Below are 18366 nucleotides of genomic sequence, written 5' to 3'. Positions count from 1 at the left end.
TTTTCTTTAAAACAATACGTCTCGTCCTCACGTTTTTATTAGAAATACATCTATTTATTAGAAATACAACTCTCGTTTCATCGCTAACACTTGTATCTATGCTGGATTATTTCGGTGACATATTACGCAACTACCCTACCCTTGCCGTGTTTCTCACCGTAGGGTTGGGATTCCTATTGGGTCGTCTCCGGATCGGCTCATTTTCGCTCGGTAGCGTCACGGCAGTCCTGCTCATCGGTGTTGTCATCGGACAGTTCCAGATATCCGTCTCCGGCCCGTTGAAGACAGTCTTTTTCATGATGTTTCTCTTTTCGATCGGCTATAGTGTCGGACCGGAATTCTTCAAATCGCTGCGCGGAACGGGTCTGAAACAAGCGTTTTTTGCCGTCCTGATGAGTTTCAGCTGCTTTGCTGTCACAGTTGCCATCGCCTACATTTTCGCCTATAATAAGGGCGAGACTGTCGGACTCTTTTCCGGATCGCAGACATGCTCCTCACTCATCGGTGTCGGAGGTGAAGCGATATCCAAACTCCCGCTTGATGCCATAACTAAAAATGCCCAGCTCGCAATCATACCGGTCTGTTACGCCGTCACATACATTTTCGGCACACTCGGCACTGTGATCATACTCGGAAATATAGGCCCGCGACTGCTCGGAGGACTCGAAAAAGTGAAACTCAGTGCTGCCGAACTTGAAAAGAGTCTTTCTACGGACTCATGGCGGTCTGATCCAGCCAAACTCAATGCTCACCGTGGCGTTTCATTCCGGGCCTACAGAGTTAAGAACCAACTGTTCAAGGATGGGGTGAGTGTAGCGGATGCCGAAGCCCATCTCGCATCGCAGAATATCCACATCTACATCGGCCGTGTTCAGCACGATGACATTATCTTTACCCCCAAACCGACAGATATCATCTACCTCAACGATCAGATAGTGGTCTGCGGAACGCGTAATTTCATGGTCAAAGTAGGTACTCACATCGGCAGGGAAATCGACAATGGCAACCTTCTTACCTATCCGGTCGATCGTATTCCCGTACTTGTTACCTCCAAAAACATCATTGGTCTCTCTATCAATGAACTGATGGAAAATCCGTTCATGCACGGAGTATCTATCCGTCGTATTACCCGTGATGGAAAAGACATCAAAGTAAAAGGCACTACCGCCATTGAACGGCGCGACACCGTCACTCTCATCGGCGCACCCGATCGCGTGGCTCAAGCGTGCAAGGAGATCGGTCATGCCGACCGTCCGACAATTTCAAGTGACCTCATGTTTCTCGGACTCGCCATCTTCATCGGCGGATTCCTCGGCGCACTCACCTTTTGGATCGATGGTGTCCCCTTGAGTTTCGGGACGAGCGGTGGCGCACTCGTAGCCGGAATATTCTTCGGCTGGCTCCGCACCAAACATCCGACGTTCGGTCAGATACCAAAGCCTGCATTGTGGATCATGAACAATCTCGGTCTCAATGTATTTATCGCTGTAGTAGGTATCGAGGCCGCTCCGTCATTTGTCTCCGGACTGCGCGAAGTTGGCTGGATGCTATTCGTAGCGGGGGCCATCGGGACAATGATCCCGCTCTTTTTCGGGTTATGGCTCGGTCATAGGGTGTTCAAATTCAACCCTGCAATCACCCTCGGCTGCTGTGCCGGCACGCGTACATGCACCGCATCACTCGGTGCGGTGCAGGATGCCATCGGGAGCACAGTTCCTGCCATCGGCTATACTATTACCTATGCTGTCAGCAACATCCTCCTTGTCGTATGGGGTATGGTGACTGTCATGCTTGTCTGAAACCATATAGGACTGACCAATCCAAGAGAAATTTCTTGGAAAAAATTCTCTTTCCCCATGCAGTCTTTTGACTGTTAGCCACTCATTACCATTGAGCGATGGACACAGCAACGATAATAGAGCATTGTGCGGCAGGACATAGGGATGCTATGTCCTCGCTTTATCGTGCCTATTCCCCGCGTATGCTCCGTCTAATCCTGCGCTATGTCAACGATCCCGCAGCTGCTGAAGATATCCTTCACGACGGTTTCATCATCATCCTCTCCCACATTTCCGAAGTACGCAATCCCGAACGGCTTGAATACTGGATGGGCACCATAATGAAAAATCTTGCTATCCAGTATCTGAGCCGCATTGAAATAGCAACAATTCTCGAAGAGGAGGATGAGCCTATCGATACCCCCGATCTGAACGACATCCTTTCCTACGAGGAACTTGAAATTATCATCAACAAACTACCTGAGGGCTACCGGACGATCTTCAAACTCGCGGTTTTTGAAAACAAATCGCACAAGGAAATCGGACGTATGCTCGGCATCGCTCCCCACTCCTCATCATCGCAACTCGCCCGCGCGAAAGCAATGCTCCGCAAACTCATAGCCGAGCGTCAGGCCACCCTCGGAATAGGCATATTGCTGATCGCTGCGACAATACCTCTCTTCTTTACGGAACGTTTGACTGAATCCATGCCGATTGCTATGGCGGTAAAGGAGAGTATCCTGATGGAAACCAAAACCGAAATCAAGAGTGATGGTGAGAGTAAGAACGTGAAAGCGATTTCAGACAGCACTAATTTCTATGCTTACAATGTTACTGCCATAAAACCGCAGACCACATGCCGTATAACGCCGGTGAATGTGGTTATTGATACTACCGGTCAAGATAATGTGCAGATAGAGTCCAATACTGAATCCACCACCGGATATCACGAATATGAAGTCAATGATGGTGAGACTGACATTTCATCTGTCGAACCCTCCGATAATGATATTATGAACGCAAATAATCCCGATGATGGTAATGTCGTCGTAGCAGTGACTGACCATGTAAATGAAGTCGTCGAGCCTGCAACCATAACCACAAAATCATCACGACGATGGAGCATCGGCGTGAATTATGATGTCAGGTCTCTACGTCCGGATAATAATGGAAATCATGATGGATTGAGCAGCAGTTCTCCAAGTGATGATATGACTGATAATGAGGAGAATAAGTCCAATACTCCTCCTGAGGATACCAAATCGGGGTCAGTTGACTCACAGACAAATGAAACACGCCACTCTATGCCAATCACACTTGGTGTGACTCTGAATCATCAGTTGAATCGATGTATAGGAATCGAGACCGGCCTCAATTTTACATACGCGAGAAGCGAAGTAATTGAACGGACTAACGATAGAATCACATCCGAAAGAGACATTAAGACATATTATATCGGAATACCGCTAAAGTTAAATTTCAGGATAGCTACATACTATCCCATATCGTTCTATGGCAGTTGTGGTGTCGGCCTCGACATACCGATATACCACTACGACCGTGTAGATTATGGAGGGGGAGTTTATTCTGAACCTTCAATACAGTTCTCGGTATCGGGAGGACTCGGTCTGGAATATCGTCTGTCACCAACCGTGAGCATCTATGCCGAGCCATCGGTAAAATACTATCCCGGCAACGGTTCGTCATATTCCAACTTCCGCAGCGAGCATCCTTGGGATATCAGCGTCCCTGTCGGATTCCGTTTTAATTTGTAGTTTTTTGTTGCAGCGATGCAGTCTTTGGCCATTTCCCTTATCATTAGGATAAAACCTGAAACATCCTGCAAATATGAAATTGACATCCACTATCACTTTTCTCTTTCTGGCAGCTTCTACCATGACCTCCTGCCTGAACGACGATGAACCGAAGGACAAGGTTCGTACTACTGATGTTACCGTCCTCTCCGAAACACATATCACGTTCCCATTCATGGACAGCCACCGGCAGATGCCTGTGGAAATGCTCGTGATTGTTGATGATAATGGCCAACAGGATCTTGTCCATCCGACAGAAATTAAAGGTTTCGACTGGGAACGTGGCTACAGCTACCGTCTGAGCGTCGATAAGACTACACTTGCGAATCCACCTATGGATGCAGGCAATGTCACCTACCGTCTCCGCAAGATACATTCCAAACAGAAGGACAATTCCTTCAACCCATCCGACATAAAAGTTTCAACCGAAACTGATGTCGCGTATGCACCTGAAGCACCGGCGGAAATATATGTCCCGGACTGGAGCGGCTTTTCTATAGATGATTCAGGGGAGATCTCCGGAGTCATCCATAATACACTGACTCAAGAACTTTTCCACGAAACCATATTCTTCATATATTCCCTTCCCAAATCCTCTTCGTTATATTGCCGGTGGAACTATCTCGCTGAAAAAATTTATGTCAGCTCTCCATTTTCCACGCAACTGCGACAGATAACCTATCATCCCTCCCTACAGATCTCCGAAATAATTCCGGAGTCGGAACAAAAACGGATCGTAAAAGAGTTTCCTCACGGTGAAACCATCTGTTATGACCTCTACTTCTATAATGCTGAAAACCTCGCCATCCAAAAATACTCAATCTCCCTCACGCGAATCTAAATTACTTTAATCAACTTATGAAAACAGGAATATTTTCTAAAATCGCCACGAGTCTTATACTTGGGATGCTATCACCATTCATCATCGTATCATGCAGCAGTGATGACGATGGAAACGGCAATAACCTACGCAAGAAGATTGCGTTGACACCCGAAGAAGCCATGATAGCGTCCGACGGCCAATCGATGGCCTTGAATATGCTGAAATACTTTGCCGTAAATTCTGAAAACGACAACTTCATGGTGTCGCCTCTAAGTGCACAATTTTGTCTCGGTATGCTTGCAAACGGTGCCAGTGGTAATACGCTGAAGGAATTTGTGACCGCGCTCAACGTCACATCGCTCAGCGAACTCAACTCGCTTAATCAACGCCTTTCAACCGAGCTTCCAAAAGTCGATAAAAAGACCACCTTCCGGAATGCCAATTCTATGTGGCTGAACAAGGATTTCCAAGTACTACCCGATTATTCCTTGATTCTTTCCAAAGTCTATAATGCTGATGCGACATCGCTTGATCTCACCACAATGTCGGCTGTCAATAAAATCAACCGCTGGTGTTCGGATAAGACCAACGGCATGATTTCTAAGATCTTTTCTGAGCCATTAAGCGATCAGGTAGATATGCTGCTGATTAACGCTTTGTATTTCAAAGGTGAATGGAGCAAGCCATTTGAAAAGGGAAACACATCTGACAAGGAGTTCACCAATGCCGACGGTTCAAAGGTTAAAGTACCGATGATGCAAGATTCCCAGACAATCAGATGCTTGAGATCTACGGATCACTATATGTTCTCGCTCAATTATGGCAACGAAGCCTACCGTATGATAGTAATCCTTCCTTACGAAGGCTATAATCTTGGGGGAGTCCTCGAATCATTCAGCAAGGATGACTGGGCTAAATGGAAGAGGGAAGGCCAAGTTATGGAGTGCTCATTGTGGATGCCTAAATTCAAGATTGATACTGATCTCAGACTGAATGATTTTCTTCTGCATCTTGGAATCAAGGATGCGTTTAATCCCACAAATGCAGATTTCAGCAACTTGTCACAAAAAAATGTCCTTTTGTCTGATGTCTGGCAGCTGACAAGCATAGAGGTTGATGAGAAAGGCACAGAAGCAGCTGCCGTAACTATCGGTGGGATTATGGACTCACTTCCCATAGGGCCCGATATGGAAATTCATGTCGATCGTCCCTTTGCATTTTTGATTGAAGAAACATCGACAGGAGCAGTTCTGTTTGCCGGACGGATCAACAAAATGTGATTGGACTATTACGAACAATGTACGAAGAGAAATAATGGTGATCTAAACTAATGATAAATATAAATGGCAGAGCCGCCACGGAAAAAATTTTTTCCGTGGCGGCTCTGTTATTTTCCGTCTGTTTCAGTGTCAGCGCGGATTATTCCTCGATCTTACGCGCTCCGTCGGAGATAATCACGTCGTAGATCTTGGGCTCATGGCCGTAACGCTCGTTGAACTTCTCGGTCACTGTCTTGATGAACGAGTCATGGAGCGAATCAGGAACAAGGTTGATGGTACAGCCGCCGAAACCGCCGCCCATGATACGTGAACCGGTCACACCGCATTCCTTGGCCACATCGTTGAGGAAGTCAAGCTCCTCGCATGAAACCTCATAGTCCTTCGAAAGACCTTCGTGAGTCTCATACATCAGACGACCTACGGTCTCGATGTCGCCACGATTGAGGGCGTCGCAAACACCGAGCACACGATCCTTCTCACCGATGACGAACTTGGCGCGCATATAGTCCTCGGCAGATATGTCGGACTTCACAGCATCAAGCATAGCCATGTCGGCATCGCGGAGAGTCTCGATGCCGAGACGCTTGGCGACACGTTCACATGACTCACGACGCTTGTTGTAAGGCGAATCAACGAGTTCATGCTTAACTACCGAATCCACGAGCACGAGTTTATAACCGTCGATCTTGAAGGGGAAATACTCGTATTCGAGCGAACGGCAGTCAAGACGGATAAGGCAATCTTTCTTGCCGAATACAGATGCAAACTGGTCCATAATGCCGCAGTTCACTCCGCAGTAGTTGTGCTCGGTCGATTGACCGATCTTGGCAAGCTCGAACTTGTCGATCGAATTACCGTTGAAGAGGTCATTGAGCGCGAAAGCGAAACATGATTCAAGAGCAGCCGACGATGACAGACCTGCGCCGAGGGGCACATTGCCTGCAAAAACTGCATCGAACCCCTTAACAGTGCCACCACGCTTGATGATCTCGCGGCAGACACCGAACACGTAGCGTGCCCACTGCTCTTTGGGAGCATCGGCCTCGTTAAGACCGAAGCTTGTGCTTGCGTCCATATCCACCGAGTAAAGATTTACCTTATCGGTATCGTTGGGACGGATCTCAGCCATGATCACTTTGTCAATCGCACCGGGAAAAACGAAACCGCCATTATAGTCAGTGTGTTCGCCGATAAGATTGATGCGTCCTGCCGAGGCATATACAGTGCCCTCGCCGCCGAAGTGAGCAGCGAAAGCCTCGTTGATTTTTTTCTTTAATTCCATGAGTATTTTATTGGAGGGTAAGAATTTATTTAAAGTATGAAAATGCTTTTTTAGAACATTTTATCGGGATAGACACCATCGGCATGGAGCTGGGCGAACTTCTCGACCACTCCGGGACGGTCGGCTGCGTAGGTCACGCCAAACCAACGTGAATCAGTGTCGAGGACCTTGACGGTAGCTTCGCCTGAGTGGATGAGGGTATCGATCACGAGAGGGATGAAAAATTCAGCCTTCGGAGTGTTGAGATCCTTGTCAAGGAAGTTGCGGAACTCGCGCTCTGAATAGTCGAAATAGTCGGGAGTGAAACCCCAGAGGTTCATTGACACCGGAGTCATGGGATCGAGCGTCTGCTCAACGCCGTTTTCATCCGTAAACACGATGTCACCGTTGGGAGCGTAAGAGATAGCCGTACGTTCAACCACACCGGTCAGATTACCGTCATCGCCCTTCGAGCATACGCCACGAGCCACAGATCCGTTCTCGGTCATTGTATTGCCCACGCGGAAACCGACCATCGAATAGTCACCCTTGCGGTCACGCGGACGCATCAGATCCTCGGCCATAACGCGGAATGCATCGCGACCATAGAAATCATCGGCATTGATCACAGCAAAAGGTTCTTTGATGACCTCGCTTCCCATCATCACCGCATGGTTTGTGCCCCAAGGTTTGGTGCGGTCAGCCGGGCAAGTGTAACCCTCAGGAAGTTTATCGGTGGATTGGAACACGACCTCCACAGGAATGTGTCCCTCATATTTTGAAAGAATCTTTTCACGGAAATCCTTCTCGAAATCTTTGCGGATCACGAAAACTACCTTGCCGAAACCGGCCTGAATTGCATCATAGATAGAATAGTCCATGATGGTCTGACCCTGAGGGCCTAACGGATCGAGCTGCTTGAGACCGCCGTAACGGCTACCCATACCGGCAGCGAGTACGAAAAGTGTTGGTTTCATTATAATTGATACTTTATACTTGATTCTATTAACTCTAAAATTTCAAACACCGAAATTAAATACGATCGTCTCGTCATACTTATCGCCGGGCCGGAGCACTGGCGACGGAAATTCCGGTTTGTTGGGAGCATCGGGGAAACCCTGACACTCTATGGCGACACCGTCATAGTCGTTATACGTTCCGCCTGAAATGCTTTCAGGACATCCTGCAAGCCAGTTACCGGTATAGACCTGCATACCGGGCTGAGTAGTCGAGATGACGAGCGTGCGGCCTGACTTGGCGGAACGCAGTTCGGCCACTTCTTTCAGCTGACCTTTCTCATAGCCGTCGATCACCCAACAGTGGTCATAACCCTTGCCGACCTTGAGAGGATGGAAGTCAGCAGCGATATCGCGCCCGATGGATTTGAACTCCGTGAAGTCCATGGGTGTACCTGCCACGGGTGCAAGCTCACCTGTCGGGATCTGAGTGTCGTCGGTCGGGAGATAGCGCGAAGCCTTCATGCACAGTTCATGGTCGAGCACACTGCCTGAATTTTCACCGTCAAGGTTGAAATAAGCATGATTTGTCAGATTGACCACGGTGGCCGCGTCAGTTTCTGCGGTGATGTGTAGGCTAAGCTCATTGTCATCGCTCCAAGTATATTCAGCCTTTACAGTTAGATTACCCGGATAACCCTCCTCACTGTCAGCCGCACAGTAGGTGAAAGTCACTTTGTTACCTTCGGCACTGCTGTCCCAGATACGGTTCATGAAACCGGTGGGGCCGCCGTGGAGGGCATTCGGACCGTTGTTTATAGCAAGATCATATTCCTTACCGTCAAGCGTGAACTTACCGAGGGCGATACGGTTAGCGAAACGACCCGGAATCTTGCCCGCACAGGGTCCGTCACCTATATATGAGGCAGTATCTTTGTAGCCGAGAGTTACGTTGTCGAGTTTGCCGTCACGGTCAGGGACACGGACAGCCACGATTCCCGCACCGAGACTAGAAAGAGTGACCGATGCGCCGGAAGCATTGGTGAGCGTATAGAGTGTGATATCTCCTGCAGGAGATGCTGAAGTCTGAGTCTGGATTTCCATGTCTGTTCTTTGAATTGATGAGCCTTTCAGGGCAAAAATGATTTACACAGGTAAGATAAGCAAGAGCCGACATCTTGATCTCCGTCTGCTTTCGCTTCTGCAAATATAATCAATGTAAACCGTTCCACCAACCTCTTTCAATCCAAAAACTCAATTATGGGTCGATTTGGGACAGTTTTACATAACTTTGACACGATTCTTTTATTTTTAACTTGACTCTCCCCCGGAGAAATCATCAAATCAATAATCATCAAATTGTATGGACGCTGCATATAGCGCATACAGGTTTGTTTGTAGGGACGCTGCGTGCAGCGTATGCCGGATTGAATAGTATAGCCTAAATCTTTCAGGCACATCCATTCTTCTGTTTCAGATGGATAGATTCCTGCATTTCAGGCCAATGTATTTCATCTGGCATACGCTGCACGCAGCGTCCCTACAAACAAATCCCCTATGCGCTGGAAACTTTGATCTATATTTTCATCAATTTTCTACAAAAAATACAATTTATCACAAAACAATATTTATATTTGCAAAATCATAATTTTATAATTATAAACACCATGAAACAATTAGTGCTCATAATTTTGTCCTGCTGCCTTGCTCTCAATACATTTTCAGCTAACAAGAGTGCTACCATCAAGAAAGTGTGGATTGAACACGGAGTTACAATCAACAATAAGAAAGCAATGAAAGTCCATTGCAACTTCACAGTTCAAGGCATGAAGGGACTGAAGGGATCTATGGGGATATGGCTTAAAAATTCAAAAGGCCAGTGGCATAAAGTTAATGGGAATGCAACTTCCTCTTCATCGACTCCATATTTTTCATACGCCTTTACTCCGGGTTACGATGATACACGTTATGATGATTATTGGTATGCCCCATACGTGGCGGATCTTAACCTTGATGAGGGTAGGAATGAGTATGAAGTTATTGTCACTCTACATGATAATCAAGGAAAGATTCTTGCGGAGAGCGCAGGTCATAATATCGTTGCAACAGGATCGGCAAAGAAAAACTCTCCGACGCCAAACAATGGCTCTAATGCCGTTAAGACGTGGCGTGAAGAATTAGGCTACGGCGGATTCGTAATCTGTAATCAATATCCCTCAGGAATGATACAGAGAACCCGTTATCGCTCCTGTCCTAACTGTCATGCAAGTGGTAACTGTGGAGGCTGTTATGGAAGTGGAAGATGCGGAATATGTCATGGACAAGGAGGAATCGTGACGGCGGGATACGGAACATATATACCATGCATGGCTTGCGGACAGAGCGGACGCTGCTCCCTATGCAAAGGATCAGGAAAATGTTTCTGCACGACTATGGATAATAATCCTTACCCCGGCTATGTGATAGGTTCTACTTCAACGATAATGCCGGATGGTACTACTCAAAGGGAAACTGCCGATTATAATAATTATAACAGTCAGTCAAACTCTAAATCGTCAACGAAACGATCATCGTCAACCTGTCCTGATTGTGACGGGACGCGATTATGGCATAAGGGGACGTCACCCGAATATGCTCAACCACGATCGGAACTTGTTGGGTATTTCAATTCAGCCGGCAACAAATGTCCTCATTGCGGTAATTACACAAAACATTGGCATAGTAAGTGCATAACATGTAAACCGCACCTATAAAGGATCCACCTCATGTTTTACCTTCAGCATGAAATTCCCCAATAATATCTGTAGGGACGCTGCGTGCAGCGTATGCCGGATTGAATAGTATAGCCTAAATCTTTCAGGCACATCCATTCTTCTATTTCAGATGGATGGATTCCTGCATTTCAGGCCGATGTATTTCATCTGGCATACGCTGCACGCAGCGTCCCTACAAACAAACCTGTATGTGCTATATGCAGCGTCCCTACAAGTATATTTCGATAAGGAATTGTTATTTTTCGATAAGAAGTTGTATCCGAATTAACCTGCCCGTCTATTTCTTATCAATGGCATCGCGCAGGCGGTCGAGGGCTTCTTTCAGGACTGAGCGTGGCGACCCGACATTGAGGCGCATGAAGCCTTTGCCTTCCTTGCCGAACATCTCACCGTCGTTGAGCGCGAGACCGGCTTTCTCCACAAATAGCTCCACCAGCTCCTCATGATTCAGACCGAGACCACGGCAGTCGAGCCACACGAGGAACGATGCCTGCGGACGCAGTGGCTTTATGGCAGGAATATGCTCACGGCAATAGTCGATGACAAAGTCAATGTTAGCCTGCACGTAGTCGAGCATCTCCCTGCGCCACTCCTCACCTTTACGGAAAGCAGCAATCGTGGCGATTGGGGCGAAAATCGTCGGATCGTTAAGCTCATTGGCCATCAGCCAGCCGTAGAATTTATCGCGCAACTTCTCATCCGGCACAATAGCATAGGAGCTTACGATGCCGGCAATGTTGAATGTCTTTGACGGCGCACCGAAAGTGATACTGCAAGCAGCGGCTTCGTCCGAGACGGACGCAAACGGAATGTGCTTGTTGTCCCACAGAGCCATGTCGCTATGGATCTCATCGGAAATGACGATTATCCCGCGCTTATGACAGAACTCGGCAAGACGGCGCAGTGTCTCCCTGTCCCAAGTGATACCAGCCGGATTGTGGGGGTTGGAAAGTATGAGCAGACGGCACTTGTCATCGGCGACCTTTTCGAGATTTTCGAAATCCATGCTATAACTTCCGTCCTCATTCTCGCGCAGAGGATTATAGACCACCTCTCGCTTGTTTCCCTCCGGAGTCAGGCGGAAAGGATGATAGACCGGAGGCTGTATGATCACCTTTTCGTCCTCCTTGACAAAGACATTGATCACCATGCCTATGCCCTTCACGATACCCGGAATAAAGGTGAGCCACTCACGCTTGGTCTCCCAACCGTGGTGCTCACGGATCCAGTCCATCACCGCAGGCCAGTAGTCAGCCGGCTCGACAGTATAGCCGAACAGCGAGTGATCGAGACGCTTGCGCAACGCCTCTGTAATGAAATCGGGAGTCTCGAAGTCCATATCGGCCACCCAAAGCGGTATGAGGTCAGCCCTGCCATAGCGTTCGGCGAGCACATCAAGTTTCAGCGCACCCGTCCCACGGCGGTCTATCACTTTATCAAAATTATATTTTCCCATTGATATTGCGGATTAAGAATGGTAAATTGCAAATGGATAATACTTAACGGAAATGACGGAATATTATGAATTATGCATCAAGAATCAACCCAACGCCTGCCTTATATCCTCGAAAAGATCTTCCACATCCTCCAGTCCGATGGACAGACGGATGGTTGTATCAAGAATATCCATGCTCTTGCGCTGTTCGTCGGTAAACGGACCGAAGATCGTACTTGCAGGATGGATGGCAAGAGACTTGCTATCGAAAAGATTTGTCGCACGACGGAAAAGCTTCAGACGGTTAATGAAATCATAGCATGCCTCGCAGTCAGCCAGATCTATAGTGATCATAGCTCCGGCCGTAGGACCGAACTGACGCCTTGCGAGATCATGGTAAGGATTATCCTTCAGCCCGACATAGTTCACTTTCTTAATGGCAGGAAGCGTCAGTAGCTTCTCGGCGAGCGCAGCAGCATTGGCAGCTTGAATACGGTAACGCGCGTCAAGCGTTTCGAGACCGAGAGTCTGCATATAGGCCACATGAGGAGTCATGTACGCACCTAAATTGAGGAGCATCTCCGTGCGCATCCGCTTGGCGAAACCATCCACCGTTCCGTAGTCGATCACCAGACCGCCGATCGTGGTCGCACCGCCTGAAAGATATTTCGTACTCGACACGACCTCAATATCAACACCGAATTTCGAAGCCTCAAACTCCGTGAACGGAATGGCGGTACTGTCGGCGATCAGAGGTATGCCGTGACGGTGGGCTATCTCCGCGAGCGCGCTCAGATCAGCAACCTCCATCTGCGGGTTTGTGATGACCTCAAGATATATGCAGCACGAATCAACATCCACAGCCCTCTCCACTTCATCGAGATCCGTGAGATCACACAGTTTGACTCCGACACCGAAGCGGGCAAGGGTCGAGGTGATGAGTGCATAAGTATTGCCGAACATGTGACGTGAGGTGACAATGTTCTTTCCCGCACCGGCTATAGCCATAAGCGTATTGCTGATTGCAGCCATGCCCGAACTGAAAGCGATCACCTCATTCGCTCCGGTGAGATCCTTGACCTTGTTCTCGAAATAAGTGACGGTGGGATTCATCACACGCGAATAGTCCGGCGAATCCGTGCGGCCACAGAAAGCGTCGGCCATCTCCGTAGCGTTGTCAAACTCGTATGCAGCCGTATGATAGACAGGCATACTCAGTGCACTGTAGGCATCGCGGCGTTGAAACTCGCCGTGTATAGCCCTTGTCTGCTTCTTCATTTTAATAATTTTAGATGCTTTTCTTAAAAACAGTCGCAAAGATAGACAAAAAACAATACGGTTGTATTCATTCAGTATGCTTTTGATGACAAGAAGTCCATAGTTGCGTGTTTCATTGGATTATACGAAGATTTTTTGTAACTTTGCACCCCGAAAATCAAATTTGATAAAATGATAGCTGTTAACAACTTAGGAATGCAATTCGGCAAGCGGGTGCTCTTTCAGGACGTGAACCTCAAGTTCACACCCGGCAATTGCTATGGTATCATCGGCGCGAACGGTGCAGGAAAATCTACTCTCATGCGAATCCTCAGCGACCAGCTCTCCCCTACCCACGGCACAGTGTCGCAGGGTCCCGGCGAGCGCATGAGCGTGCTCGAACAGGACCACTTCAAGTTCGACGACTGCACGGTGATGGAAACCGTGCTCCGCGGCCACACCGTCCTCTGGGACATCATGCAGGAGAAGGACGCTCTCTATGCCAAGGAAGACTTCACCGACGAGGATGGTATCCGCGCCTCCGAACTGGAGGAAAAATTCGCGGAGCTTGAAGGATGGAACGCCGAAAGCGATGCCGCTGCCCTCCTCAGCGGACTTGGCATAAAGGAGGACAAGCACTACACCCTGATGCGCGACATGAGCGGTAACGAGAAGGTACGTGTGCTGCTTGCCAAAGCTCTTTTCGGCAATCCTGACAACCTTCTGCTCGACGAGCCTACCAATGACCTCGATCTCGAAACAGTAGCATGGCTTGAAGATTACCTTTCAAAATTCGAGAATACGGTGCTCGTGGTCAGTCACGACCGTCACTTCCTCGACTCTGTGTGTACGCATACCCTCGACATCGACTACAATAAGCTCACTCTTTTTGCCGGAAACTACAGTTTCTGGTATGAATCCTCGCAGCTCGCTCTCCGTCAGCAGCAGCAGGCCAACAAGAAGGCCGAGGAAAAGCGCAAGGAACTCCTCGAATTCATCCAGCGGTTCAGCGCGAACGTGGCCAAGTCAAAACAGACTACCTCACGCAAGAAGATGCTCGAAAAACTCAACGTCGAGGAGATCCAGCCCTCTTCACGCCGTTATCCCGGTATCATCTTCACCCCCCAGCGCGAACCGGGCAACAAGATTCTTGAAGTCAAGGGTCTCACCGCATCCGTCGATGGCGAACTTCTTTTCAAGGATGTCAACTTTCAGGTTGAGAAGGGTGACAAAATCGCATTCCTCAGCCATGATCCCCGCGCCATGACCGCCCTCTTCGAGATAATCACAGGCAACCGCAAGGCCGACGAAGGAACTTACGAGTGGGGTCAGACCATCACCACCGCTTATCTTCCCCTCGATAATTCAGCCTTCTTCAACTGTGACCTGAATCTCGTTGACTGGCTTTCGCAGTACTCCAACGACAGCTCCGAGATCTATCTCAAAGGCTTCCTCGGCAAGATGCTTTTTTCAGGTGAGGAGGTGCTCAAAAAGGCTTCAGTACTCTCCGGAGGTGAGAAAATGCGCTGTATGATCGCACGCATGATGATGACCGATGCCAATACGCTCGTACTGGATTCACCGACCAACCATCTTGACCTCGAATCCATTCAGGCATTCAACAACACTCTTCAGGCTTTCAAGGGCAACATCCTTCTTTCGAGCCATGACCACGAGTTCATTCAGACTGTCTGCAACCGCATCATCGAGCTTACTCCCAACGGCACAATCGACAAACTCATGGACTATGATGACTACATCACTGATGAGAAAGTCGCCGCTACACGCGAGAAGCTTTATGCCAAAGCCTGATCAACGAACACCTATCGATCACAAAATCCCGGCCTGAACAAATTCATTCAGGTGATCGGGAAGAAATACGTCACGACGATACAATCCTCAGTACGAGGATGCATCAAAATAAATACATTCCCGGTTGTAGGGTCTGCACTTGTGCTGACCGAAATTCAAGCATTATTGGAAATCAGCCAATTAATCGCATGGAATTCGGATGCCACAAGTGCAGGCCCTACAACCGTAATTGCTGCGTTCCTCATCACGCTTTCATTTCTCATAGCATTCTCATTCCGCATAGAGTTTTTTTCCACAAAAATACTATCACATCCACCCCAAAAAGATGCGATAATAAAAAATCAACAATAAAAATTTGTCAATTCACTACGATAAAACAACACCGAGCCGTAAAATTTCAAATATCTCTACCTTGCTCCTTGCGATAAGCTGTAGGCGAAAGGGAATAGGCTGATTTGAAGCATTTTCCAAAATAATTAAGATCAGAAAAACCGCAATCAAAAGCGATCTCCTTGACCGGCAGATCCGTAGCGATGAGCATTGCGGCCGCCCGCTTCATACGGCTTTCTTTCAGAAAATCGGCCGGCGTCACGCCAAGCAGCGATTTCATCTTCCGGTTAAGACCGCTGCGGCTTGTTGCTACCGCAGCCGCCATATCGTCAATCGTCACATCTGCATCGCTTATGTGAGAGTTGACAAACTCCATCACCTTTTGCATGAAAGCATCATCAGCCTCCGAAAGCCGCGTAGGAGCGGTAGCATACCCAACTGTGCCACGTGTCGCCGTCATTTCTTCAGAGACGGGTTTCTCTTCGCCACTCCCTTCATGGAATGAATCGAGGAGCTTCAGATAAGCTTCAAGTGTCTCGCGCTGTTTTCGTCTTATACTCCTGATATACATAATTGTATATCCTATCGCTGAAATGATGCAGATAGCAGTCAGAACATATAGACATAGAGCAAACGGTGTCTCCCAAAACGTCGGTTTTACTATGATGGTCAATTTTCGGCCATTGTTCTGCCAACGCCCGAAACTGTCGGTCGATCTAACTTCAAGACTATAGTCACCCGGCTTCATGTCGAGCAGCGTGACCGAACGACTCTTACCTACCTCCGTCCAGTCATCACTGTCAAGGCGGAATGCATAGAGGATATCACCGGCATTATTGAAATCAAGAGCGGCAAAGCGCAGAGTCAGATTTCTCTCCGACGGCGACAACACTATACTGTCCGTAATAAAGGACAGCAGTGAATCACCCCGATTTTCAATAGACGCAGATGTGAACATCAAGGGCACTGCCACACTGTCGTTCATACCTGCCGTCAGATCTGCGACAATTGCCCCGTTATCCGTACCGAGCAACCACTCTCCTGACGAAAGGCGCAACGGACGCGCATCACTGAAAGCCAGATCATCATGCCAGAACGAAGAACGATAGGCCACAGCCACGCTGTCAGTCGGATCGAGCATAAACAGCAGACGGTTGCTCGTCACGACAAGGCTGCCGTCGGTCGGATCAACCGCCACGGCATGAACTATGTCTGACGGCATTCCGGAACGTGAATTAAAACGCGTGAAATCCGTATGCCCCTCAGCAAGTGATCCGAGATCGAATACGGCATTGACTCCATCACTCTCCGTGGCCACAAACAAACGGCCATCCTTGTCCGTCACTGCATCCATCACCGCGATATTACCGAGCGAATTACTCCTTCCCGGCTCACTTACGTGAAGCCGCGGAGCAAAACTGTCAAGCATTCCCTGTCCGGGGACACGTCCCGCAAGCAGACCTCCGGTTGTCGATACGATCAGCAGACTGTCACCGGCAAATGTAATGTGACGTGCGCGCAGTGCGCCCTGCGGAAAGTTCTTTTTACTCCCCATACGCACCACTGCCGGCCTGACATCCGCAGGCCGCTCTATGCAGTCAAGACCTCCTCCGAGTGTGGCCACCCATACGCGTCCGTAACGATCCACGGCTATGTCATACACATCGTCGCACGAAAGCGTGGCATCATTCCCATCCTCTTTCCGCAACCTATCCACATCAAAGCCATCCCCCTGATCGTCAGGTGTAAGCCGGAATATACCGTCAGGCTTAGTGCCGAGCCAGATGCTTCCGTCGGCCAGATGAGTTATGCAATAGACTGCCGCACCGAAAGCAACGAACGAATCATGCAGCTTTCCGTCCGCACCGAGATAGCGAGGTGACTTCGCAGCATCATCATAAACCGCCACAGCCCGGTTTCCACTTTCCGATAACCATAAACGACCTTTTTCGTCACGTGCCGAGCAACGAACCACAGACGGATCGCCCGACGAAGCAAGCCGTCGGTAAGGGTGCATACCCATCGACAGGCGGTAGGCACCCAGCGAACTGCGCAACCACACGTCGCCGCTACGGTCAGTAGTCGTATAGTACAAAGGATTGTTACGGGTATCTATCCGGGTCACATTCCTGAAAGCTTTATCATCCGCTTCCGAACACATCACATTTCCATCACGACTGATCAACCAACGCGAACCGTCGTCGTGACGTCGGGAATAGATAAGATCGCTGTGCTTGTAGCCACCGGCATCGCCGAGCTTACGGTTGGACGGAGAAGTGTAGCTTAAGGCAGGTAATTCCGAAACCATCCTCGCACCCCCGACCGGATCATCATCGGGCATCACTATGTACGTTTCTCCACCCTTGCAGCCTACCACCGTCTCACCGGATTCAGATGTGAGTATGCGGTCAATGCGTACCTCTGTCCGGAATTTATCTTCAAGAGCGGAATTGATGTCAGTGTATCTGTATGTCTGCGTATCGAACAGTAACAGACGGTCATCCACCCTACACCACAGATCACCCGTGGATGAGAGGCGTATGTTACTTATGCGGTCAGAGTAGGATCTGGCAGCATCATCGTCGAGAGGCTTGATTTTGTAAAAATCATATCCGTCGAAACGGTTCAGACCATTCCATGTAGCCATCCATATCACGCCATCCCTATCCTGCACGATCTGCTTGACCAGCCTCTGCGAGAGACCGTCGGATTCATCATAGTGCCGGACAGTACAATAAGGTTCGTTTCCGACCATCACAAAAGCCGAAAACACCAGTATCATTATATGGATAATGCCACGCTTCACATCTGCAAATATACGCAATATGACTCTTAAAGCAAAACCG

General features: G+C 48.7%; 12 protein-coding genes. 6 read left to right on the top strand and 6 right to left on the bottom strand.

The window, feature by feature from the left end; genetic code table 11:
• Window positions 1–98 precede the first annotated feature (98 nt).
• From aspT to K2G41_RS10105, 4 genes are all read left to right on the top strand, one after another.
• Window positions 99–1799 (top strand): aspartate-alanine antiporter, encoded by a 1701-nt coding sequence (gene aspT / locus K2G41_RS10120; protein ID WP_300117819.1) that lies wholly within the window; start codon window positions 99–101, stop codon window positions 1797–1799.
• A 149-nt stretch (window positions 1800–1948) separates the two neighbouring features.
• Window positions 1949–3553, top strand: coding sequence for a sigma-70 family RNA polymerase sigma factor (locus K2G41_RS10115; protein WP_300117817.1), 1605 nt, complete (start codon window positions 1949–1951; stop codon window positions 3551–3553).
• A gap of 73 nt (window positions 3554–3626) precedes the next feature.
• Complete coding sequence (locus K2G41_RS10110) at window positions 3627–4433, top strand: DUF4377 domain-containing protein (protein ID WP_300117816.1); 807 nt, start codon at window positions 3627–3629, stop codon at window positions 4431–4433.
• A gap of 17 nt (window positions 4434–4450) precedes the next feature.
• Entirely contained in the window at window positions 4451–5695 is a 1245-nt protein-coding gene (locus K2G41_RS10105) for a serpin family protein (RefSeq protein ID WP_300117814.1), read from the top strand.
• A 139-nt stretch (window positions 5696–5834) separates the two neighbouring features.
• Here K2G41_RS10105 and galK read toward each other — a convergent pair whose 3' ends face one another.
• From galK to K2G41_RS10090, 3 genes are read right to left on the bottom strand one after another with little or no spacing between them, the layout of a single operon-like run.
• Window positions 5835–6977: a galactokinase gene (galK, locus tag K2G41_RS10100; protein ID WP_300117812.1), complete on the bottom strand. Its 1143-nt coding sequence runs from the start codon at window positions 6975–6977 to the stop codon at window positions 5835–5837.
• A 50-nt stretch (window positions 6978–7027) separates the two neighbouring features.
• Complete coding sequence (locus tag K2G41_RS10095) at window positions 7028–7933, bottom strand: sugar phosphate nucleotidyltransferase (RefSeq protein ID WP_300117810.1); 906 nt, start codon at window positions 7931–7933, stop codon at window positions 7028–7030.
• Between the two features lie 42 nt (window positions 7934–7975).
• The gene (locus tag K2G41_RS10090; protein WP_300117808.1) at window positions 7976–9016 is read right to left on the bottom strand and encodes an aldose epimerase family protein; all 1041 of its coding nucleotides are present in this window, start codon (window positions 9014–9016) and stop codon (window positions 7976–7978) included.
• A gap of 563 nt (window positions 9017–9579) precedes the next feature.
• On the opposite strand from K2G41_RS10090, the gene K2G41_RS10085 reads away from it, so the two are divergent.
• Window positions 9580–10665, top strand: a complete 1086-nt coding sequence (locus tag K2G41_RS10085; RefSeq protein WP_300117806.1) for a hypothetical protein — start codon at window positions 9580–9582, stop codon at window positions 10663–10665.
• Window positions 10666–10963: 298 nt separating this feature from the next.
• On the opposite strand, the gene K2G41_RS10080 is transcribed toward K2G41_RS10085, so the two are convergent.
• Window positions 10964–12142, bottom strand: coding sequence for a PatB family C-S lyase (locus tag K2G41_RS10080; protein WP_300117804.1), 1179 nt, complete (start codon window positions 12140–12142; stop codon window positions 10964–10966).
• 84 nt (window positions 12143–12226) lie between these two features.
• Complete coding sequence (locus K2G41_RS10075) at window positions 12227–13399, bottom strand: aminotransferase class V-fold PLP-dependent enzyme (RefSeq protein ID WP_300117802.1); 1173 nt, start codon at window positions 13397–13399, stop codon at window positions 12227–12229.
• A 171-nt stretch (window positions 13400–13570) separates the two neighbouring features.
• On the opposite strand from K2G41_RS10075, the gene K2G41_RS10070 reads away from it, so the two are divergent.
• Entirely contained in the window at window positions 13571–15190 is a 1620-nt protein-coding gene (locus tag K2G41_RS10070; protein ID WP_300117800.1) for an ATP-binding cassette domain-containing protein, read from the top strand.
• A 397-nt stretch (window positions 15191–15587) separates the two neighbouring features.
• Here the strand turns inward: K2G41_RS10070 and K2G41_RS10065 are convergent, their stop codons facing one another.
• Window positions 15588–18326, bottom strand: a complete 2739-nt coding sequence (locus K2G41_RS10065) for a helix-turn-helix domain-containing protein (protein ID WP_300117798.1) — start codon at window positions 18324–18326, stop codon at window positions 15588–15590.
• Window positions 18327–18366: the final 40 nt, after the last annotated feature.

It is taken from the genome of Duncaniella sp. (assembly GCF_029056165.1).
GTDB lineage: Bacteria > Bacteroidota > Bacteroidia > Bacteroidales > Muribaculaceae > Duncaniella.
This window is presented reverse-complemented; position numbering and strand designations above follow the sequence as displayed.